This window comes from Microbacterium sp. CCNWLW41 (assembly GCF_037083505.1).
Genome location: NZ_JBAOJP010000005.1, coordinates 417,708 through 438,664, shown reverse-complemented (window position 1 = coordinate 438,664; position 20,957 = coordinate 417,708). Strand labels below are relative to the sequence as shown.

Annotated in this window: 16 protein-coding genes and 1 tRNA gene; 10 read left to right on the top strand and 7 right to left on the bottom strand. The window is 71.2% G+C overall.

Going from position 1 to position 20,957, the window contains the following annotated elements; genetic code table 11:
• Nucleotides 1-4: 4 nt before the first annotated feature.
• The 4 genes from V6R91_RS20440 to V6R91_RS20425 all read left to right on the top strand — a co-directional run bounded on the left by V6R91_RS20440 (nucleotide 5) and on the right by V6R91_RS20425 (nucleotide 5,486).
• Nucleotides 5-1,075 (top strand): aspartate-semialdehyde dehydrogenase, encoded by a 1,071-nt coding sequence (locus V6R91_RS20440; RefSeq protein WP_336396751.1) that lies wholly within the window; start codon nucleotides 5-7, stop codon nucleotides 1,073-1,075.
• 136 nt (nucleotides 1,076-1,211) lie between these two features.
• The gene (locus V6R91_RS20435; protein ID WP_336396774.1) at nucleotides 1,212-2,711 is read left to right on the top strand and encodes a malate:quinone oxidoreductase; all 1,500 of its coding nucleotides are present in this window, start codon (nucleotides 1,212-1,214) and stop codon (nucleotides 2,709-2,711) included.
• Between the two features lie 67 nt (nucleotides 2,712-2,778).
• Nucleotides 2,779-4,800 (top strand): DUF2207 domain-containing protein, encoded by a 2,022-nt coding sequence (locus V6R91_RS20430; RefSeq protein ID WP_336396750.1) that lies wholly within the window; start codon nucleotides 2,779-2,781, stop codon nucleotides 4,798-4,800.
• 38 nt (nucleotides 4,801-4,838) lie between these two features.
• On the top strand, nucleotides 4,839-5,486 hold the full coding sequence (locus V6R91_RS20425; RefSeq protein WP_336396749.1) for a thymidine kinase: 648 nt from the start codon (nucleotides 4,839-4,841) through the stop codon (nucleotides 5,484-5,486).
• A 12-nt stretch (nucleotides 5,487-5,498) separates the two neighbouring features.
• Here the strand turns inward: V6R91_RS20425 and V6R91_RS20420 are convergent, their stop codons facing one another.
• The gene (locus V6R91_RS20420) at nucleotides 5,499-6,329 is read right to left on the bottom strand and encodes a DUF1295 domain-containing protein (protein WP_336396748.1); all 831 of its coding nucleotides are present in this window, start codon (nucleotides 6,327-6,329) and stop codon (nucleotides 5,499-5,501) included.
• A 140-nt stretch (nucleotides 6,330-6,469) separates the two neighbouring features.
• On the opposite strand from V6R91_RS20420, the gene V6R91_RS20415 reads away from it, so the two are divergent.
• On the top strand, nucleotides 6,470-7,207 hold the full coding sequence (locus V6R91_RS20415) for a FadR/GntR family transcriptional regulator (protein ID WP_336396747.1): 738 nt from the start codon (nucleotides 6,470-6,472) through the stop codon (nucleotides 7,205-7,207).
• A gap of 29 nt (nucleotides 7,208-7,236) precedes the next feature.
• Nucleotides 7,237-8,619 carry an alpha-hydroxy acid oxidase gene (locus V6R91_RS20410; RefSeq protein ID WP_336396746.1) on the top strand — a complete coding sequence of 461 codons (1,383 nt, stop codon included), beginning with the start codon at nucleotides 7,237-7,239 and terminating at the stop codon, nucleotides 8,617-8,619.
• Between the two features lie 64 nt (nucleotides 8,620-8,683).
• Here V6R91_RS20410 and V6R91_RS20405 read toward each other — a convergent pair whose 3' ends face one another.
• The 5 genes from V6R91_RS20405 to V6R91_RS20385 form a co-directional block, all read right to left on the bottom strand.
• Nucleotides 8,684-9,460 carry an HAD-IIB family hydrolase gene (locus tag V6R91_RS20405; RefSeq protein ID WP_336396745.1) on the bottom strand — a complete coding sequence of 259 codons (777 nt, stop codon included), beginning with the start codon at nucleotides 9,458-9,460 and terminating at the stop codon, nucleotides 8,684-8,686.
• Between the two features lie 50 nt (nucleotides 9,461-9,510).
• A tRNA-Pro gene (locus V6R91_RS20400) sits at nucleotides 9,511-9,587 on the bottom strand.
• An 18-nt stretch (nucleotides 9,588-9,605) separates the two neighbouring features.
• The gene (locus tag V6R91_RS20395; RefSeq protein ID WP_336396744.1) at nucleotides 9,606-11,456 is read right to left on the bottom strand and encodes a hypothetical protein; all 1,851 of its coding nucleotides are present in this window, start codon (nucleotides 11,454-11,456) and stop codon (nucleotides 9,606-9,608) included.
• A gap of 206 nt (nucleotides 11,457-11,662) precedes the next feature.
• A complete protein-coding gene (locus V6R91_RS20390) occupies nucleotides 11,663-12,595 on the bottom strand; it encodes a metallophosphoesterase (RefSeq protein WP_336396743.1) in 933 nt (310 codons plus the stop codon).
• On the bottom strand, nucleotides 12,595-15,411 hold the full coding sequence (locus tag V6R91_RS20385) for a transglycosylase domain-containing protein (protein WP_336396742.1): 2,817 nt from the start codon (nucleotides 15,409-15,411) through the stop codon (nucleotides 12,595-12,597). The genes V6R91_RS20390 and V6R91_RS20385 overlap by 1 nt, the downstream gene beginning before the upstream one ends.
• A gap of 108 nt (nucleotides 15,412-15,519) precedes the next feature.
• Here V6R91_RS20385 and V6R91_RS20380 point away from each other — a divergent pair, with 108 nt between their 5' ends.
• Entirely contained in the window at nucleotides 15,520-15,735 is a 216-nt protein-coding gene (locus V6R91_RS20380) for a hypothetical protein (RefSeq protein WP_336396741.1), read from the top strand.
• Nucleotides 15,736-15,737: 2 nt separating this feature from the next.
• Complete coding sequence (locus V6R91_RS20375; RefSeq protein WP_336396740.1) at nucleotides 15,738-16,205, top strand: RidA family protein; 468 nt, start codon at nucleotides 15,738-15,740, stop codon at nucleotides 16,203-16,205.
• A gap of 55 nt (nucleotides 16,206-16,260) precedes the next feature.
• Here V6R91_RS20375 and acs read toward each other — a convergent pair whose 3' ends face one another.
• Nucleotides 16,261-18,255, bottom strand: a complete 1,995-nt coding sequence (acs, locus tag V6R91_RS20370; protein WP_336396739.1) for an acetate--CoA ligase — start codon at nucleotides 18,253-18,255, stop codon at nucleotides 16,261-16,263.
• Between the two features lie 426 nt (nucleotides 18,256-18,681).
• Here acs and V6R91_RS20365 point away from each other — a divergent pair, with 426 nt between their 5' ends.
• Nucleotides 18,682-19,908 (top strand): TadA family conjugal transfer-associated ATPase, encoded by a 1,227-nt coding sequence (locus tag V6R91_RS20365; protein ID WP_336396738.1) that lies wholly within the window; start codon nucleotides 18,682-18,684, stop codon nucleotides 19,906-19,908.
• Nucleotides 19,893-20,948 (top strand): type II secretion system F family protein, encoded by a 1,056-nt coding sequence (locus tag V6R91_RS20360; protein ID WP_336396737.1) that lies wholly within the window; start codon nucleotides 19,893-19,895, stop codon nucleotides 20,946-20,948. The genes V6R91_RS20365 and V6R91_RS20360 overlap by 16 nt, the downstream gene beginning before the upstream one ends.
• Nucleotides 20,949-20,957: the final 9 nt, after the last annotated feature.

The following is a 20,957-nucleotide window of genomic DNA, read 5'->3' as shown; positions in this document are numbered from 1 at the left end:
ACCCATGACCCGCATCTCCGATTCAGGACTCTCCGTCGCCGTCGTCGGCGCCACCGGCCAGGTCGGCGGCGCGATGATCGACATTCTCGAGGAGCGAGGGTTCGCGGTGCGCGAGCTCCGGGCGTTCGCGACGGCCCGCTCGGCCGGATCGGACGTGGTGTTCCGCGGCCAGGCCGTGACCGTCGAGGATGTCGCCACGGCCGAGCTCAGCGGCATCGACATCGCCCTCTTCTCGGCCGGAGCGACCGGCAGCCGCGCGCACGCGCCCCGCTTCGCCGAGGCGGGCGCCGTCGTCATCGACAACTCCAGCGCCTGGCGCATGGACCCCGACGTGCCGCTCGTCGTGAGCGAGGTCAACCCGCACGCGATCGCCGAGGCGCGCAAGGGCATCATCGCCAACCCCAACTGCACCACCATGGCCGCGATGCCGGTGCTGAAGGTGCTCGACGCCGAGGCGGGACTCGAGCGGCTGATCGTCAGCACCTACCAGGCCGTGAGCGGCTCCGGCGTCGCGGGCGTGCAGGAGCTGCTCGGCCAGGTCGAGGGCGTGCTGGCGCAGGGCGGCGTCGAGCGGCTGGCGCGCGACGGGTCCGCGCTGGACTTCCCCCAGCCGGAGAAGTACATCGCCCCGATCGCCTTCGACGTCATCCCGTTCGCCGGCAGCCTCGTCGAGGACGGCCTCAACGAGACCGACGAAGAGAAGAAGCTGCGCAACGAGAGCCGCAAGATCCTCGAGCTGCCCGACCTGCGGGTCGCCGGAACGTGCGTGCGCGTCCCGGTCTTCACCGGCCACTCGCTCAGCATCAACGTCGAGTTCGCCCGCGAGATCACCCCCGAGCGTGCGCGCGAGCTGCTCGCGAGCGCACCCGGCGTGAAGCTCGAGGAGGTCCCCACGCCGCTGCAGGCCGCCGGTACCGACCCCAGCTACGTCGGCCGCATCCGCGCCGACCAGTCCGCGCCGGAGGGCAAGGGCCTCGTCCTCTTCATCTCCAACGACAACCTGCGCAAGGGCGCGGCACTCAACGCGGTGCAGATCGCCGAGCTCGTCGCCGCGAACCTCGGCGCGAGCGTCTGACGCCGAGCGCCGGCACCCTCCGCGCTTGCCGCCGGGGCAAGAACGCGCGGATTTTCCGGTGGCGCCGCCGTCCCCGGTCAGGGCCGCTTTCGGGGCGAACTAGAATCGTCTGGTGACCGAAACGCCCTCCGACGCCCTGCCCAGCCCCGACGACAGCGACCTCCCCACCGGCACGGTCGATGTCCTGCTGATCGGCGGCGGGATCATGAGCGCGACGCTCGGCACCCTGCTGCAGGAGGTCCAGCCCGACCTCAAGATCGCCCTGTTCGAGCGGCTCAGCGACGTCGCCATGGAGAGCTCGAACGCGTGGAACAACGCCGGCACGGGTCACGCCGCACTCTGCGAGCTCAACTACATGCCCGAGGGCAAGGATGGCTCGGTCGACCCGGCGAAGGCCATCTCGATCAACGAGCAGTTCCAGCAGAGCCGCCAGCTCTGGTCTTCGCTCGTCGACGAGGGCGTGCTCGATGCGCCGTCGACGTTCATCAACTCCACGCCGCACATGACGTTCGTGCGCGGCGAGAAGGATGTCGCGTACCTCAAGAAGCGCTACGAGGCGCTGAAGGATGAGCCGCTCTTCGCCGGCATCGAGTACAGCGAGGACTCCCGCGTCATCAACACGTGGGCGCCGCTGCTCATGCAGAAGCGCCGGAAGGGCGAGCCCTTCGCCGCGACCCGCGTGCCCGCCGGCACCGACGTCGACTTCGGCGCCCTCACCCGCCAGCTCGTCGACCGCCTCGCCGAGAACGGCGCCGACGTCCGCACCAACACCGAGGTGCGCAGCCTCAAGCGTCTTCCCGACGGCACCTGGCGCGTGAAGTACCGGCGCACGATCGGACGCACGCCCGGTGAGATCCGCGCGAAGTTCGTCTTCGTCGGCGCCGGCGGCTGGGCCCTCAAGCTGCTGCAGCGCTCCGGCATCCCCGAGATCTCGGGGTACGGCGTGTTCCCCATCGGCGGTCAGTGGCTGAAGACCACCAACCCCGCCATCGTGTCGCAGCACAAGGCGAAGGTGTACTCGCAGGCGTCGGTCGGCGCGCCGCCCATGTCGGTGCCGCACCTCGACACGCGGGTCGTCGACGGTGAGGCATCCCTGCTGTTCGGGCCGTTCGCGACGTTCAGCCCAAAGTTCCTCAAGAACGGCTCCTGGTTCGACATCGTCGGCCAAGTGCGTCCGGGCAACCTGGGGCCGATGCTCAAAGTCGCGTGGGACAACCCCAGCCTCATCTCGTATCTCGTCGGCGAGCTGCTGAAGAACCACAAGAAGAAGGTCGACAGCCTGCGTGTCTTCATGCCGACGGCGAAGGATGAGGACTGGGAGCTGCTGCAGGCCGGGCAGCGCGCGCAGGTCATGAAGAAGGACCCCGAGAAGGGCGGCATCCTGCAGTTCGGCACCGAGGTCGTCACCGGCGCCGACGGCACCATCGCGGGCCTGCTCGGCGCCTCGCCGGGAGCCTCGACCGCGGTGTCGATCATGCTGGGCCTGATGAAGACGTGCTTCCCCGACCGCATCCAGGCGTGGGAGCCGCGTCTGCGCGAGCTCATCCCGAGCTATGGCGAGACCCTCAACGCGCGCCCTGAGACCGCGCGCGAGCTCCTCGGCGAGACGGCGGAGACGCTGGCCCTCACCGCGTGATCCGCCGATGAGGCGGTGGTCCCTGCGATCCTGTGAGCGCGGGGTGCTCGACCCCTAGGGTGGGGGCATGCCGGTGTCAGGACGCGCACGGCGCGGCTGGGGGATCGCCGCGGCGTCCATCGTCGCGGTGCTCGTGGCGGGGGCTGTGGCGCTCGCGACGGGTGAGCGCGCGCCCGCCGCCTTCTCCGCGCGCGGCCCCGAGCGACCGCCGGTGATCGGCGCGCTGGCGGCGGCATCCGTCGACGACTTCTCGTTCGACTCGTTCGACGCGGACTACTGGCTCGTCCGGGGCACCGGAGATCGCAGCCGGCTGCTCACGACCGAGACGATCGTCGCCCGGTTCCCCGAGTTCGACCAGAACAAGGGCATGGTGCGCGCGCTGCCGGTCGTCGACAGCGGCATTCCGCTGGGCACCGTCGTGCTCGGCGTCACGGGCGAGGACGGCGACGCGATCCCGTGGTGGACCGAGCGGGACGGCGATTGGATCTACGTCCTCACCGGCGACGACTCGTACGTCCACGGCGCGCAGACGTACGTCATCACCTACGAGATGAGCGACGTCGTGCTGCGGTACGAGGACACCGCGGCCGACGAGTTCTATTGGGACACCGTGGGCACCGACCACGCCCAGCCGTTCGATGTCGTCCACGCCGACGTGCATGTGGCGACGGATGCCGCGACCGCCGTCATCGACGGGCGCGTGTTCTGCTACACCGGGCCGGCGGGCTCCAGCGAGCAGTGCGACATCGAGCGGGCGGACGCCCCGGAGGCGCTGCCGGAGGAGGTCTCGTGGTGGGCCATGGCGTCGGGCTCGTCGGCGACCAGCGCCGTCGCGTTCCGCGCCGCCGACGAGGGGCTCGGACCCGACGAGAACGTCACTGTGGCGATCGGCTTCGAGCGCGGCACGTTCGCCGCGCCCAGCCCTCCGCCACCTCCGCCGTACCCGTGGTGGCTGTGGATCCTCCCGCTGCTCGCCCTGCTCTCGGGCGTCGGCGGCCTCGCCTTCCTGCTCGTGGTCAAGGCGGCGGCGCGCCGTAACCCCGACCGGTCGCCGGTGATCGTGCAGTACGCGCCGCCTGCCGACGAGTCGCTCACGCTGTCGGCGGGCGTGCTGGATGTGCCCCAGCGTGCGCTGGCCGCGCACGTGGTCGACCTCGCCGTCAAGGATGCCGTGGAGCTGCGCGCCAGCGGCGACCGGCAGGACGCCGACGACTTCGAGGTGGTGCTGCGCGAGACCGCTGGCCTGGACGCGGACGAGCGGAGGATCGTCGACACCCTGTTCGGGCGCAAGGCCGAATCCGGCGCCGACGTCGACCTCGGAGCGTTCGCCGCCAAGCCGCCGCCGCGCGCGGTCACGTACGTGCGGCGGATCGACGAGTTCACCGTCCAACGGGGCTACCGCAGCAAGCTGCCGGCCTGGATCGGACGGACGCGCGGCTTCATCCAGACGACGGGGATGCCTCTCGCGCTCCTTCTGATCTTCTTCGCGGACGGCGCCTTCGTGGTGCTCGGGCCCCTCGGGACGCTCGGTGACGTGCTCTACTTCGCGGCACTCGGGAGCGCCTTCTTCGCGTTCATCGGCCTTCCCTTCGTGTCGCTGCCGACGTCGACCCTGACTGTCGCCGGCGGGATGCACCGGACCTACCTCGACGGCATCCGCGAGTACCTCGCCCTCGCCGAGGAGGACCGCCTGCGCGCCGCGCAGTCGCCGCGGACGGCGGACCTCGTGTCGTCCGGGCGGCGCCCGTACGGGGAAGCGCCCGGCGGGCGCGGGGCCGACGTGGTCAACCTGTACGAGCGGCTGCTGCCCTACGCGGTGCTGTTCGGCATGGAGCGGGAGTGGGTGCGGGTGATCCGCGCGGCGGCGGGGACCGAGACGGCGACGGACCTGGCGCTCTTCGACGCGGTGACCTCCCGCTCGCTCGCTGACGCGTCCTCGTCGATCGGCCGCCTGGCTGCGACCCCGGTCTCGCGACCGGGGTCCTCCTCGAGCTCCTCGTCGGGCTCGAGCTGGTCGTCATCCGGCGGCTCGTCGGGCGGCGGCTTCTCCGGCGGCGGGGGCGGCGGCGGAGGCTTCGGCGGCCGCTGAGCCCGGAGCGCGGTGACGACACCGACTACGCTCGATCCGTGGCAAAGCTGTACTTCCGCTACGGGGCGATGAACTCCGGCAAGTCGACGTCCCTTCTGCAGGCCGCGTACAACTACGAGGAGCGGGGACAGCACGTGCTGCTGGCGAAGCCGGCGATCGACACGAAGGGCGCCGACCAGATCGACAGCCGGCTCGGCGTCAAGCGCACGGTGGACTTCCTGATCGCCCCCGACGCCGATCTGCGCACGCTGTTCGCCGAGCACCGCGCGCGGGTGAAGCGGGATGCCGCATCCGCCCTCGTGCCGGAGTCGGACGAGCACGAGGTCGACGTCGCATGCCTCCTCATCGATGAGGCGCAGTTCCTCACCAGGACGCAGGTGGACGATCTGCTGCGGATCGTGGTGATGGACGGCGTGCCCGTGCTCGCCTACGGGATCCGCACCGACTTCCAGACGCAGGCGTTCCCCGGCTCGGCCCGCCTGCTGGAGCTCGCCCACAGTCTCGAAGAGCTCAAGACGATCTGCCGATGCGGCCGCAAGGCGCTCTTCAACGCCCGGCTCGTCGGCGGACGATTCGTCTTCGACGGCGACCAGGTCGCGATCGACGAGCTCACCGCCGAGCGCGTCACGTACGAGTCGCTGTGCGCCGAGGACTACTTGCGCGCGTCGGGCGGCCGCCTGCAGTAGGCGAAGGGCCGCTCACGCGGGCTCGGCCGCGCGGCGCCGCCGGCGGGGGAGCGGGACGAGCATCGACGTGCTGCGCTGGTAGTCGCGGTACGCCGGATACTTCGAGGCGGAGATCGACTCGGTGAAGATCGTCGAGCCGATGAACAGGATGGTGAGGCCCACGGCGCCGGCGATCGTGCCGTTCAGCCAGCTGCCGCCGTCGGCCACGAGGGCGGCAGCTCCGAGCGCGTAGAACACCCACCACTGCGCCTGCTCGAAGAAGAAGTTCGGATGGCGGCTGTAGGCGAAGAGTCCGGTCGACAGGAAGCCAGGTTCGAGTGTGCCGCCCGCCTGCCTCTTCGCACGGTGGAACTCCCACTGCTGCTGGTCGGCCACCGTCTCGCCCGCGAGGAAGCCGGCGAACAGGACCGCGAACGCCGCGTCCCATCCCGTGAAGGGGACGGGATGCTGCCACGCGACGTACGCGGGAAGGGTGATGAGCACCAGCAGGGCGCTCTGCGCGAGCACGATGAAGAGGAGGTTGAACAGCTGGAACTGCCAGGACGTCATGCGGCTGCGCAGGACGGCCCAGCGATAGTCCTCCATGCCGGTGTAGCCGCCCTTGCGGGCGAAGTTGAAGGTGAGACGCACGCCCCAGGCCGTCACGAGCACGGCCATGACGATGAGGCGTGTGGCGTCGACGCCGGACGTCAGCGCGGCGCCGGCGAAGATCCACACGTAGACGACCGGGACGATGGACCACAGGCGGTCGATCCACGACGTCTCGTGGGTGACGAGCGAGGTGATCCAGCAGAACGCGGCGGCGATGCCCGCGACGATGAGGACCAGGACGAGGGGATCCATGTCGTCAGGGTAGCGCCCACGGCGCCTCCGGCCGGCGACATCCGCCGGCACACGGGTTGTCTGTGGTCCGACCACAAGTTATCGTGGTCTGACCACACCGCGCCCTTCAACGGGGAGGGCCGACATCGACGAGGAGACCCGTGGCAGGCACTCCCACACCCCAGGCTGCGATCGCCCCCGCGCGCGCCTGGCGCGTGGTGCTCGAGAAGATCGAGGCGGACCTGCTCGACGGCGCCCTGCGGCCGGGGGATCGCCTCCCTCCAGAGCGGGAGCTCGCCACGACCCTCGGCGTCGGCCGATCGAGCGTGCGCGAGGCGCTGCGGGTGCTGGAGGTCATGGGCCTCATCCGCACCGGCACCGGCTCCGGCCCGACATCCGGCGCCATCATCATCGCGACACCCCAGGGCGGGATGTCGGCGCTGCTGCGCCTGCAGGTCGCCGCTCAGGGCTTTCCGCTGGACGACGTCGTCGCCACCCGCCTCGCCCTGGAGTCGGCGGTCGTCGAGACGCTCGCGGCCGACCCGGAGCGCTCAACGGCCCAGGCCCGCACGATCGTCGATGCGATGGAGGCCGCCGACCTCACGCCCCCCGAGTTCCTCGCCCTCGACGCGCAGCTGCACCTGGCGCTGGCCGAGGCGTCGGGCAACGTCGTCATCGTCGCGATGATGGCGGGTCTGCGCACGGCGATCGAGTCCTACGTGCAGGCCGGGGCGGCGAGGATCCCCGACTGGGATGCCGCCGTCGCCCGTCTGCGCGCCGAGCATCGGGCGATCCTCGAGGCCGTCGATGCGGGCGACGGTGCCCGCGCCCGCGCCCTCGTCCACGACCACATCACCGGCTACTACGCACAGGCGGGCCTCGCCCGCGCCAACGACTGAGCCCCACAGAGAAACCGAAAGGGACCCCCATGGTCACCCGTCAGCTTCCGCGCCCCGCCGAGCTGCTCGAGCTCATGCAGTTCAAGAAGCCCGAGCTCAACGCCAAGAAGCGCCGGCTGGACGCCGCGCTCACGATCGACGACCTGCGCACGATCGCCAAGCGTCGCACGCCCAAGGCCGCATTCGACTACACCGACGGTGCGGCGGAGGGCGAGCTCTCCCTCACCCGCGCGCGGCAGGCGTTCCAGGACGTCGAGTTCCACCCCGACATCCTCCGCCCCGCCGAGAACGTCGACATGTCGACGGAGATCCTCGGCGGCCCGTCCGCCCTTCCCTTCGGCATCGCGCCGACGGGCTTCACGCGCCTCATGCAGACGGAGGGCGAGACCGCGGGGGCGAGTGCGGCCGGAGCCGCCGGCATCCCGTTCACGCTCTCGACGCTCGGCACGACCTCGATCGAGGACGTCAAGAAGGCGAACCCGAACGGACGCAACTGGTTCCAGCTCTACGTCATGCGCGATCGGGAGATCTCGTACGGGCTCGCGCGCCGCGCGGCCGCGGCGGGCTTCGACACGCTGCAGTTCACGGTCGACACGCCCGTCGCCGGCGCCCGCCTGCGCGACAAGCGCAACGGCTTCTCGATCCCGCCCCAGCTCACGCTGGGCACGATCATCAACGCGATCCCGCGGCCGTGGTGGTGGTACGACTTCCTCACCACGCCGAAGCTCGAGTTCGCGTCGCTGTCGACCACCGGAGGGACTGTCGGCGAGCTGCTCAACTCGGCGATGGACCCGACGATCAGCTACGACGATCTCGCTGTCATCCGCGACATCTGGCCCGGCAAGATCGTGGTCAAGGGTGTCCAGAACGTGGACGACTCCAAGCGCCTCATCGACGCCGGGGTGGACGGCATCATCCTGTCCAACCACGGCGGCCGCCAGCTCGACCGCGCGCCGATCCCCTTCCGCCTGCTGCCCGAAGTGGTGCGCGAAGTGGGCAAGGACGCCACGGTCATGATCGACACCGGCATCATGAACGGCGCCGACATCGTCGCGTCGGTCGCGCTCGGCGCCAAGTTCACCCTCATCGGCCGCGCGTACCTCTACGGGCTGATGGCCGGCGGACGCGAAGGCGTGGACCGGACCATCGCGATCCTGCGCAGCGAGATCGAGCGCACCATGAAGCTGCTGGGCGTGTCGACGCTGGCGGAGCTCGAGCCGCGGCACGTGACCCAGCTCACGCGCCTCATGCCCCTCGCCGGCGCCCCGGCCGAGGCCGTGGGCGGCGGGGCGCCTCGCGTGCGCGTCGCGTCGGGCGCGTCCGCACGCGCTCCGAAGAGCACGGCCAACGGCAAGGCGGATGCCGCGGCATCCCGTCCCGCGAAGGCATCGGCGTCGCGCCCCAAGGCCTGACGTCCCGAGACGAAGGGGTGCCCGCCGGAAACGGCGGGCACCCCTTGTCGTCGTGTGCTGCGCCTCAGACGCGCACCGGAAGCGTGGGGATGAGCTCTTCGAGGTAGTCGGCCGTGTCCTCCCAGCCGTCCACGGCATGGCACCGGACCCCCATCGCCAGCACCGGGTAGTCGTTGCCGTCGGGATCGAGGCGGTCGCCGACGAAGAGCATGTCGTCGAGCGCGATGCCGGTCTGCTCCGACAGTCGGCGCATGCCGTAGGCCTTGTCGATGCCCCGCTCGGTGATGTCGACCGAGGTGGAGCCGCCGGAGCGCACCTCGAGGTCGGGGAGGAGCGCCGCGACGGCCGCGCGCAGCGCGTTCTTCTTCTCACCGGTCGGGTCCCATGCCATCTTCTCGGCGACGGGAGCCTGCTGGCCGAGGGCGGAGAAGGTGATCTGCGAACCGCGGTCCTCGAGGATGTCGCCCCAGGTGTCGGACTCCCAGAGGCCCAGGCGGCGGGCCTCGCTCTCCACGGCGGCGAGGGCGCGGGCCTTCTGGTCGTCCGTCAGCGAGCGCTTGTAGACGGTCACGACGCCGTCGTCGGACAGCCGGTAGTACTGGGTACCGCACGTCGGCAGCAGGTGCATGCGGCCCCGCGCGTCGGCGGTCGCGTCGGGCAGCCTGTCGACCACCTGGCTGGTGAACTGCGCGAGCTGACCACCGGAGATGATCGCGACGTCGACGCGCTCGGCGAGCGCCACGAGCAGGTCGCCGATGCGCGGGTCGATGCGGCTCTTGCTCGGTGCGAGGGTGTCGTCCAGATCGAAGGCGACGAGGCGGGGCGAGGCGCTGTCTGTCACGAGTCCGTCCTTTCGCGCGAGAGGCCCCGCCTTCCGGCGGAGCCTCTCAGTGGTCGGGGTGACAGGATTTGAACCTGCGGCCTCTTCGTCCCGAACGAAGCGCGCTACCAAGCTGCGCCACACCCCGTTTTGCAACCCTCCGAGTCTAACCGATATCGAGCCGTGCTCCGAACCAGGGGCGGCGGGGGCGGCGGGATGCCACGACGGCGGCGCCCGCCGACAGGAGCATCACCGCGATCGCGGTCGGCACGCGGAGCGTGTCGGGGTCGGCACCCGTCGCCGGAAGCTGCGGGGCGTTCGCCGCGGGCGTCGCCGTCCGCGTCGCCGTCGGCGATGGCGCGACGACGCGCGTCGTCTCGTTCTCGACGCCGCACACCCCGAGGTGGACGATCTGCCCCGCCGCATCGAGCGCCTGCTCCTGCCAGTAGTACGTTCCGGCCTCATCCACGGGCGGCGAGGTCACCGTGTGGTCGCCCGTCGCCGTCACCAGGATCTCGTCGCTGCGCCAGACCAGGTTCTCCTCGGTGCACGTCTCCGCGGCCGGAGTGCCCTCGACCGCGCGATAGACCGCGGATGTGATGCGCAGCCCGTCGGCCGGTAGAGGATGCGCGACGTGCACGGTGTCGCTGAGGCGATCGCCCGGCGCAGCGAGCGGCAGCGCGGTGGTCGTGATCGCCGGGACCATGGTGACCTGGCTGCGCTCGCCGAACTCCTCGCTCCAGCGGTAGCCCACGCCGGTGCGCTCGGCGACCTCCTCCGTCTGCTGCGCGCCGGAGATGCTCCAGACAGCGGTGTAGAAGCCTGCCTCCGTCATCTCTTCGTCCGAGGTCACCCGGTACGCCGCGGTGGGTCCTGTCGCGGGGTCGCTGGTCAGCGCGAGCGTGGCCACCGGCTCGGCATCCGGCGGGGCGTCCCCCGTCACCGGCTCCGTGTCGGTGCGGTACACCGCGGCCTCGGCGGTCACGGGCAGGTACGAGCCGTCCTCGCCGCGGGGCCATGTTCCCTCCTCGGCGTGGAACGTCACGTCGTCTACGAACCGCCCGCCCGGTACGTAGCGGCTGACCACCTGGGTCGTGATGGTGGGCGCGAAGGGGAGAGCGCGCGGCGCGGCATCCGCACCGCTCACCTCGAAAGACACGTCGCCTGCCGGCCCCGCGGTGTCCTGCCCGCCCGGCGTCGTGAAATGCCGCACGGCGGCGACGAGCCCCGCGGTGAACCGGCCCGTGCCGCTGACACTGAAGGGGCGACCCTCCGCGGGAGGGGCGGCCGCGATCGCGTAGTCGACGCCGGGGACGGCCCCGTCGCGGGTCGCGGCGCCGGTGTCTGCGAACACCGCGTTCACGAGCGACAGCGAGCCGGTGGCAGACGTGACCGTCGCGTCGACGCGCACGCTGCCGGCCAGGGCATCGCCCGGATCGGTGGTGAAGACCATCGTCCCGGTCGCGGTCGTCGGCGCGGCCACGGCGCGGGCCTCGTCGTAGTAGGCCACGGCGAGCGCCTGCACCGCCGCGCTGTGCTGCGGAGCGAGCGCCGAGAGCGTCCAATGGATCGCACCGGCCAGCGAATCGCCGGGATAGCCGAAGGCGTGGAGCGTCTCGTCCCAGTCGGCGATCGCCTTGACCGCCCAGCCGACGGCGGCCGCGGTGACGGGGTCGTCGGTCTGACCGTACGTGGTGACGAGGAAGTTGATGCCGGCGAGCTGCTGGGGCGTGAGTCCGGCGGCTGTCGTGCTGAGCCCGAGGTCCGTGGTGGACCCGGTCGGGGCCGGAGCGCCGGGCGTGATGCAGTACGTGTGCACACCGTCGACGAGCATCGAGCCGTGCCAGCCGTAACGCGAGATCGGCGCCCAGCTGCCGAAGCCGCTGCCCTGCGATGCGGCGTGCGCAGGCTGGGGAGCCAGCAGGGCCACCAGCAGATGGACCACGATCGCGATGGTCAGGGCGAGCGCCGAGACGGCGGGCGGAAGGCCGCGACGACGCGCACGCAGCAGCCTCACGATCAAAGGCGGCCGGGGCGGACGCGGATCGTAAAGCGGTGGGCGGCGTGGGGCGGTTCTCGTCAGCACGTCCCGAGCCTGGCGCCCGCGCGGCTGCGCGGGATCACGGACGGCAGCACCGGTGGACAGCGGGGCGTCAGGTGCGGCCTGGGGAGGAGGCGCGTGCCGCGAGACGGCGAGCGCCGTCGAGCGCCGGCCGGCCGCCGTCAGTGGCGGGGGAGGAGGGTCAGCAGGGACGCCTCCGGGCGGCACGCGAAGCGCACGGGGGCGTAGATCGAGTGTCCGAGGCCGGCGCTGACGTTCAGCGGCGCCGTCCGTCCGGCATGGGTCCACTCGCTCAGGCCGCGGGCCTGCCGGAGCGGGATGTCGCAGTTGGCCACGAGCGCCCCGAAGCCCGGCACCCGGACCTGTCCGCCGTGGGTGTGCCCTGCGAAGATCGCGTCCGCTTCGAGGTCGACGAAGTCGTCGAGCACGCGCCGATAGGGTGCATGCGTCACGCCGATGGTGAGATCCGCGGAGTCGTCCGCGCGCAGCTGCGAGACCAGGCCGGGGAGCACCTCGAGATCGTCCCACCCGCGGTGGGCGTCGCTGACGCCGAACGCGGCGATGCGCAGGTCTCCGGCATCCAGCGTCCCGCCGGCGTTGTTGAGATTCAGCCAGCCCAGCTCGTCGGCGAGGTAGCCGTCCAGCGCGTCGGTGTCGAGCGGCTCGGCCGTGTGGGTGACCTTCGAGGGCCCGGTGAAGTACCGGAGCGGGTTGCGTGGAGAGGGCGCCGCGTGGTCGTTGGATCCGTGGACGAAGACGCCCGGGATGCCGCGCAGGGGGTCGAACGCGGTGCGCAGCCCCCGCAGCCCGTCGGGGTGGCCCATGTTGTCGCCGGTGTTGACGACGAGGTCCGGCTGCAGCTCGGCGAGCGCAGCCATCCACCGCTGCTTGCGTCGCTGCCACGGAGCCATGTGCGCGTCCGAGACGTGGAGCACCCGGATCGGGCGGGCGCCGGCCGGAAGCACGGCGAGCTCGTGGAACCGCACGGTGAACAGGTGGCGTTCGATGCCGATGCCCCACACCGCGGCACCCGCCGCGACCGCCCCCACCGTGCCGAGCACGGTGAGGGCGGTGCGAGCCGGAGACGACGGCACTAGTCGTCGCCGTTGCCGTTGTTGCCGCGGCCTCCGCCGCCGCCGCCGCAGTCGGCCGCGCTGTAATCGACCGTGATGCCGGCATTGCGGTTGACGACGGTGCCCGCGGCGGGGTTGGTCCCGCCGGTGCGCGACTGATTGCCCAGGGAGGCGTCCTGCGTGCAGGTGCCGTCGCTGACGTTGCCGAATCCGGCGCTGCGCAGCGCGCGCTTGGCGTCCTCCAGCGTGCGACCCGACACATCGGGCACCGCGATGCCCTGCCCGTTGCTCGGGCTGATCGTGACCACCGTGCCTGCCGCAACTCGGCCGGCACCGGGGTTCTGCCCGGCCACGACGCCTTCGGGCTGGTCGGAATCCACCGGATCGCCGACGACCACACCGAAGCCGGCGTTCTCCAGGATCGCGGTCGCCTCGTCGATCGACCTGCCGACCACGTCGGGCAGGTCCGTCAGCACCTGCTTCGTGAGCTCGGCATCGGGGCTCGCGAACCGGTCACCGCCGTACGCGGCGTTGGCGGCGCCCTGCACCCAGCGGGCGATCGAGTAGCGGATGTCGGACAGCCGCCGGTCGTTGTACCAGGTCTTGAAGATGTCGCCGCCGCCCTCGATGTTGCCCGCCCACGTGGCGGTCGCGACCTTGGTGCTGGAGGTGATGAGCCACGACTGGATGGACTCGTGGGTACCGGTCTTGCCGATGAGCGGCACGCCGTCGCGCGGGTTGCCCTGCGCACCCGTACCGCCGTTCATGACGCCCTGCAGCGCGTACGCGGCGGTCGCGGCGACCCGGGGATCGAGCACCTGGCTGCACGCGCGCTCGGGCTTGGGCAGCTCGTTGCCGTCCGAGTCCGTCACGCGGTCGATCACCTGGGGCTGGCAGTAGACGCCGTTGTTGGCGACCGTGGCGTACGCCTCGGCCATCGCCAGCGGCGAGACCGCGGCCGTGCCGATGACAGACGACAGGTTGGTCATCTGCACCTCCGTGCCGTTCGCCTGGGTGACGCCCATCTTGGTGGCGACCTTCTCGATGTCGCAGAGGTCGAGCTTCTCGGCCATGGCGAAGTAGCCGGTGTTGAGCGAATCCGCGGTGAACCGCATCGGGGTCCCGTAGTACCCCCGGTTCTTGCCGAAGTTGTTCACCAGCGTGTTGCCCTCGTTGTACCAGTCGCCGTCGCACGAGTTCGTCATCTTCTTGAAGACGTGCAGCGTGCCGTTGAGGCGCTCGTTGACAGACTTGCCCTTCTCGAGCCAGTCGAGGAGAGTGAACAGCTTGAACGTCGATCCGGCGTTGAACCCGGTCGAGTTGCCGAACTGCTTGTCGCCGGCGAAGACCAGCGACGAGAAGTTCGGGTCGGCCGAGACGGCCGCGTCCTCGCTGAAGGACGTGTTCTGCGCCATGGCGAGGATGCGCCCGGTCGTGGCCTCCACGCTCACCGTGGTCGAGCCGAACCGGCCCGGGACCCCGATGTCGGGCGAGATCGGCATCTCGATGGAGGTCGGAGCGTACGTCGCGATGGCATCCTCGGCCGGCGTCTGGATGCGCGGGTCGAGCGTCGTGTAGACGTTCAGCCCACCGCGCTGCAGAGTCTCCTGCCGGTCCTCGGTCGTCTCGCCGAAGGCGGGGTCGTTGAGGATCACGTACTTGACGTACTGGCAGAAGTAGGCGGCGCGGCCGGCGGCGGCGCAGCCGGTCTTCGGCGGGTTGATGGTCGGGGTGATCGGCCACACCGCAGCCTCGATGAACTGCTCGCGGGTGATCTTGCCGTCCTCGAGCATGCGGTCGAGCACGTACAGCTGGCGCACCTTGGTGGAGGTGTAGCCGTCAGCGGCCGCCAGCTTCTGCTCCTCGGTGATGTCGCCCGAGGCGACCAGACCGTCGAGCGCGGAGAGGTTCGCGCCCTCGTCGATGACGCCGTCGGGCGCCTTGTTGAAGGTCGCGCCGTCCGAGCCGAAGATGGAGCCGCCGGGGCGGTCGATGCGGTAGTTGTTGGGGTTCTGCACCATGCCGGCGAGGGTCGCCGCCTGTGCGACCGTCAGGCTCGCGGCGTTCGTGCTGAAGTAGTAGCGGGCGGCGGCCTCGATGCCGTACGTGATGCCGCCGAAATTGGCGATGTTCATGTAGCCGAGCAGGATGTCGTTCTTCGAGTACTTCTGCTCCAGCGCGATGGCGTAGCGCATCTCCTGCAGCTTGCGGGTGTACCCCTCGGTGCCTTCGGCGGTCGTGGCCTCGACCCAGCAGTTGCGCAGCGCGTCGTCACGGCTCGTCTTGACCTTCGGCGCGCCGTTCTCGTCGACGATGATCTCGCCGGCCTCGTCGGTCTCGTACTCCGTCTCGGCGTTCTGCTCGCACTTCTGGATGAGCACGTTCTTGACGTACTGCTGGCTGATCGACGACCCGCCCTGGGTCTCGCCGCCGCCCTGCGCGTTGGAGAGCAGGGCGCGCGTCGTGCCGATGAGGTCGATGCCGCCGTGCTGGTAGTAGCGGGGGTCCTCACTGGAGAGGAGCGCGTCGTACATCACCGGGGAGATCTGATCGAACGCGACGGGGGTGCGGTCCTGCTCGAGGAACTGCGTCATCAGCACCGGCTCGCCCGTGTTGGGGTCGGTGTAGTAGAAGTTGCTCGGGAGCATGAGCTTGTCGAGCTCGAGGACGCTCGGGAGATTGTCGAACATCGTGATCGCGCGCTCGGCCGCGGTGCTCGTGATGGCGACCGCGGGGGTGACCGTGGCGGCGATGAGGACACCGGCTGCGGCACTGAGACCGACGAGGCCGGCGAGTCCGCCGAGCACACCGGTGGCCGTGCGTTTGGTATCAGGCATAGGCTTGATCGTAGGGGACATACCTGGGCGATTCCCTGACGGACGTGCGCCCGCGAAGATGTTTCCCAGCCTTCACCAGCCGTCACTTTCCCTGACCGAGGAGTCGCGATGACGACGTGGGAATACCTCACCACGCCCCTTCTGATCCACAACACCGCCGCGATCCTCAACAACTGGGGCAAGCAGGGCTGGGAGCTCGTCCAGGTCGTGCCCGGCCCCGAGGGGGGCCTCGTCGCTTACTTCAAGCGGCCCTCGGGCGGCGGCCAGCAGAATGCCGGACTGGATGCCGCGGCCCAGGCCGCCCGGCAGTTCGAGGGGTCGTGAGCATGAGCGTGAGCGACCGCCTCGCCGAGCTGGGCATCGACCTTCCCGACGTCGTGCCGCCCGTCGCGGCCTACGTGCCGGCGAAGGCATACGGCGACCTCGTCTACACCGCCGGCCAGCTGCCGATGATCTCGGGCGCGCTGCCGGCGACCGGGAAGGTCGGTGAAGGCCACGGCCTCGTGCCGGCGGTCGACGCCAAGGACTATGCACGGCAGAGCGCCCTGAACGCGATCGCCGCGGCCGCCGCGGCGGTCGGCGGCGTCGACCGGCTCACCGGCGTGGTGAAGGTCACCGGGTTCGTGGCATCCGTCCCCGAGTTCACCGGCCAGCCCGGCGTCATCAACGGCGCCAGCGAGGTGCTCGGCGACATCTTCGGCGAGGCAGGCAAGCACGCCCGCTCCGCGGTCGGCGTTCCGGTGCTGCCGCTGGACGCCCCCGTCGAGGTCGAGGTCGTCTTCTCGTACGCCTGAGACGACGGAGCGGATGCCGCAGCCCAGGGCTGCGGCATCCGCTCTTCTCGTTCCCCTACCGGACCTGCGCCGAGATGACCGACATGACCATCGTGTCGGCGAGCGTCGTGGTGTCGCCGACCTCGCGGCCCTCCGCGACGTCGCGGAGGAGGCGCCGCATGATCTTGCCGGAGCGTGTCTTGGGCAGCTCTCCGACGATGTAGACGTCTCGCGGCCGGGCGATCGGGCCGATCTGCTCGCCGACCCAGACGCGCAGGTTCTGGGCGAGGCCGTCCGGCGCGTGCTCCGCGAGGTACGACTGCTTGATGATCACGAAGGCGACGACGGCCTGCCCGGTCGTTTCGTCCGAGGCGCCCACGACGGCCGCCTCGGCCACGGCTTCGTTGCCGACGAGTGCCGATTCGATCTCGGTCGTCGACAGGCGGTGGCCCGACACGTTCATGACGTCGTCGACGCGACCCAGCAGCCACACGTCGCCGTCGTCGTCGAGCCGGGCGCCGTCGCCGGCGAAGTAGTAGCCCTGCGTGCGGAACTTCTCCCAGTACGTCTCGACGAAGCGCTCGGGGTCGCCCCAGATGCCGCGCAGCATCGACGGCCACGGCTCGGTGACGACCAGCAGCCCGCCGTTGCCGTTGCCGACGTGCGAGCCGTCCTCGTCGACCACGTCGATCGAGATGCCGGGCAGCGGCACCTGGGCGGAGCCCGGCTTCGTCTCGGTCACGCCGGGGAGGGCGGAGATCATGATCGAGCCCGTCTCGGTCTGCCACCACGTGTCGACGATCGGCGCCGTCTTGCCGCCGATGATCTTGCGGTACCACATCCACGCCTCGGGGTTGATGGGCTCGCCCACGGATCCGAGCAGGCGCAGCGACGACAGGTCGTACTGCTTGGGGATGGCGCGGCCCAGCTTCATGAAGGAGCGGATCGCGGTCGGCGCCGTGTAGAGGACGGTGACGCCGTACTTCTGCACGATCTCCCACCAGCGCCCCGGGTGCGGCGTGTCGGGCGTGCCCTCGTACAGCACCTGCGTCGCGCCGTTGGCCAGCGGGCCGTACGCGACGTAGCTGTGCCCGGTGACCCAGCCGATGTCGGCGGTGCACCAGAAGACGTCGGACTCGGGGTGGATGTCGTGCACGACCTTGTTGGTGAACGCGGACTGCGTCAGGTACCCGCCCGAGGTGTGGAGGATGCCCTTCGGCTTTCCTGTCGTCCCCGAGGTGTAGAGGATGAACAGCGGATTCTCGGACGGGAACGCCTGGGCCTCGTGGTCGCCCGATGCCTGCGGCACGACGTCGTGCCACCACAGGTCGCGGCCCTCGGTCCAGTCCACCTCGTTCTGGCCGCGCTTGACCACGAGCACGTGCTCGACCGTCTCCTGCGCGCCCGCGCCGCGGTCGCCGAGCGCGAGGTCGACGGCGGGCTTCAGCGGCGAGACCTTGCCCTTGCGGTAGCCTCCGTCGGCGGTGATGACGAGCTTCGCGCCGGCGTCGTCGATGCGGGCGCGCAGGCTGTCGGCGGAGAACCCGCCGAAGACGACGGAGTGGATGGCGCCGATGCGCGCGACCGCGAGCATCGAGGCGATCGCCTCGGGGATCATGGGCATGTAGATGGCGACACGGTCGCCGGCGCCGACGCCGAGGCCCTCCAGCACGTTGGCGAGCCGCTTGACCTCGTCGGTCAGCTCGGCGTAGGTCACCCGGCGCGCGTCGCCGGGCTCGCCCTCCCACAGCAGCGCGACACGGTCGCCGTTGCCCGCCTCGACGTGACGGTCGAGGCAGTTGTAGGCCACGTTCAGCTCGCCGTCGTCGAACCACTTGGCGAACGGGGGGTTCGACCAGTCGAGCACCTGGGTGAACGGCTTGTGCCAGTGCAGGTCGCGGGCCTGCTCGGCCCAGAAGCCCAGCCGGTCGGCTTTCGCCCGCTCGTAGAGGGCGGCCGTCGCGACGGCGTTGCCGGCGAACTCCGCGCTGGGGGCGAAGCGCCGATCCTCGTTCAGCAGGTGGTCGATCTGGCTGCTGGCGGGGTGCGTGACCGGAATCTGTTCGCTCATGGGAGCGCGCTCCTTTGCGGGCTTGAGGGAGGCCGGCGGGGTGCCGGTGAGTCTGCCAGGAAATGTACCCAGGCCGCTCGGGGGCGGCTACCCCCGATAGTAGGTGGCTGCGGATATCGGACTCCCACCGATATATCGGTGAGAATCCTCTCCTTTTCGTTTGGTGGCCCCCCTCGCCTCGCCTATGCTGACCGGTGGCCGAACATTCGATTCTGGCATTGCGGCGCCCGACGTCACCCCCCGAATTCGGGCCCGCGCACGGCGGCATCCCATTCCCCCCATGGGATGCCGCCTTCATTTTCTGGTCGGAAGGCGCCTCCCCCCGCCGGGCCGGAGTCTCCTCCACATCCGTCCACGCAGCATCGCCGTCCACCGATGCGGTGATCGCCGGGTGCGCGCGCCGCCGCGTTCCCTACCGTCGACGGCATGCCGGCTCCTTTCGTCGTCCGCCCCCGCTCCGCCTCGCGGGAGCCATCGGGGCGGATGACGGATGCCGCGACCCGCTCCGCGCCGGCCGCCCCCGCCGGGCGGGTGCCCGCCGTGGCCTCGTTCCGCGTCGGCGAGACCGCGCAGGACGCCGAAGCTGCCCCCGGCTCGTCGGGCGGGGCGTGGGTGCCCCGGCGGCGAGACTCTCGCGACGCCGCCGAGCGCCCGGGGCCCGTGACGACACCGCTGGAGCGCGGGCGTCCGGCGAGCATGCCGCCGAGGGAGGCGTGGGAGCCGGCCCTCCTGCCGTTCGCGACCCACCTCGCCGATCCCGAAGTCACCGACGTCTTCGTCAACGGCAGCGCGGGCCTCTTCGTCGACCGCGGCGCCGGCGTCGTCGCGGTGCCCGGCTGGCACGCCACAGAAGAAGAGGTGCGCGATCTCGCCGTCGACCTCATCGGCGCCGGTGGCCGTCACCTCGACGACGCTGCACCGTGTGTCGACGTCCGCCTGGACGGCGGCATCCGCGTGCATGCCGTGCTGGCGCCCGTCGCCCCTGACGGGACGATGATCTCGATACGGGTGCCGCGGGTCGGCCTGCCGACGCTCGATGCCCTGGAACGCACCGGGATGTTCGGCGACGAGGTGCGGCGGCACCTCGCGGGCGCGATCGCCGCCAGGACCAACCTGCTGGTCACCGGCGCGGCCGGCGCCGGGAAGACGACGCTCCTCGCGGCGCTTCTGGGCGAGACGCCCGACCACGAGCGCATCGTCACGATCGAGGACGTCGCCGAGCTGCGCATCGCGCACCCCCACCACGTCCGGCTCGAGGCCCGGCAGCCCAACATCGAGGGAAGCGGCGCCATCGGCCTCGCGAGACTCGTGCGCGAGGCGCTGCGCATGCGGCCCGACCGCCTGGTCGTGGGGGAGTGCCGCGGCGAGGAGGTGCGCGAGCTGCTGTCGGCGCTGAACACCGGTCACGACGGCGGCGCCGGCACCGTGCACGCCAACAGCCTGCATGACGTCCCGGCGCGACTGGAGGCGCTGGGCGCCCTGGCCGGGCTCGACGACCTCGCACTGGCGAGGCAGACCGCCAGTGCGATCGGGCTCATCATCCACGTCGAGCGCGGACCCGACGGCGTGCGCCGCGTCGCCGGCACCGGGCGCCCGATCGTGGATCGGTCGGGGCGGCTGGCCATCGAGGAGCGGCCATGGGACGCGGAGTGACGGCGGCACCCCGCCTCGCCCTGCCGCACCGCCGCGAGCGGGCAGCGGCAGCGGGCGGGAGGCGCCGCCGCGGCGATGGACCACCCGGCGCGGAGGCGGACGCGGCAGCCGAGTCGGTGCTCCAGCTGGCGGTGCTGCTGCAGGCGGGTCTGGCTCCCGCCCGCGCGTGGGCGCACCTCGCTCAGGCGGGCGACGCCGCAGCCTCCCACGTCGTGGCGGCGCACCGCGACGGTTCGCCGCTGCCGGAGGCCATCGCCGGGATCGGCACGCCGGTGTGGCGCGAGATCGCAGCGGCCTACAAGGTCGCCTCGGTCGTCGGCGCGCCGCTGGCGGACTCGCTGCGGGGCATCGCCGTCGCGCTGCGCGACGCGCACGAGGCGGCCGACGACGTCCGCGTCGCGCTCGCCGAACCCGCCGGGACGGCACGGCTCATGGGCTGGCTGCCGCTCGTGGCCCTCGGACTCGGCGCTCTGCTCGGGTTCGACATGCTCGGAGCGCTCATCACGAACCCGCTAGGCATCGCGAGCCTCGTCGCAGGCGGCCTCCTCCTCGGGCTCGCGCGACGGTGGACAGGCCGCCTGATCGCACGCGCTCGCGCCGAAGGCGGCATTCCGGGACTCGACGCCGAGCTCGTGGCCATCGCCCTGAGCGGCGGGGTGTCGATCGATCGCGCCCACGCCGTCGTGCGGGATGCGCGGGCCGTCGGCCGGTCACGCCCCGTCGGCGCGGCCGTGTCCGAGAGCCGCGTCGAAGCGGCCGGGTCCGAGGGCCCCGGCGACCGCGCCGCTGCGGGAATGACGGCGGACGTGGCCCGCGTGCTGGCGCTCGCGCGGTCGGCGGGCGTGCCCGCCGTCGAGCTGCTGCGGGCCTCGGCCGCCCACGCCCGCCATCGGGCACGCGTCGACGGGCGCCTTCGGGCCGCGCGGCTGTCGTCGAGGCTGCTGATCCCGCTGGGCGTGTGCATCCTGCCGGCGTTCCTCCTTCTCGGCGTCGCGCCGATGCTCCTGAGCGTCATGTCGACGATGTCGCTGACGCTGTGAGGCCGCTGC

Coding starts and splice junctions, on each gene's coding strand:
- V6R91_RS20430 (WP_336396750.1), top strand. CDS start 2,779: ATGCCGGTGTCAGGACGCGCACGGCGCGGCTGGGGGATCGCCGCGGCG.
- V6R91_RS20380 (WP_336396741.1), top strand. CDS start 15,520: ATGACGACGTGGGAATACCTCACCACGCCCCTTCTGATCCACAACACC.
- V6R91_RS20420 (WP_336396748.1), bottom strand. CDS start 6,329: ATGGATCCCCTCGTCCTGGTCCTCATCGTCGCGGGCATCGCCGCCGCG.
- V6R91_RS20375 (WP_336396740.1), top strand. CDS start 15,738: ATGAGCGTGAGCGACCGCCTCGCCGAGCTGGGCATCGACCTTCCCGAC.
- V6R91_RS20385 (WP_336396742.1), bottom strand. CDS start 15,411: ATGCCTGATACCAAACGCACGGCCACCGGTGTGCTCGGCGGACTCGCC.
- V6R91_RS20410 (WP_336396746.1), top strand. CDS start 7,237: ATGGTCACCCGTCAGCTTCCGCGCCCCGCCGAGCTGCTCGAGCTCATG.
- V6R91_RS20440 (WP_336396751.1), top strand. CDS start 5: ATGACCCGCATCTCCGATTCAGGACTCTCCGTCGCCGTCGTCGGCGCC.
- V6R91_RS20360 (WP_336396737.1), top strand. CDS start 19,893: ATGGGACGCGGAGTGACGGCGGCACCCCGCCTCGCCCTGCCGCACCGC.
- V6R91_RS20365 (WP_336396738.1), top strand. CDS start 18,682: ATGCCGGCTCCTTTCGTCGTCCGCCCCCGCTCCGCCTCGCGGGAGCCA.
- acs (WP_336396739.1), bottom strand. CDS start 18,255: ATGAGCGAACAGATTCCGGTCACGCACCCCGCCAGCAGCCAGATCGAC.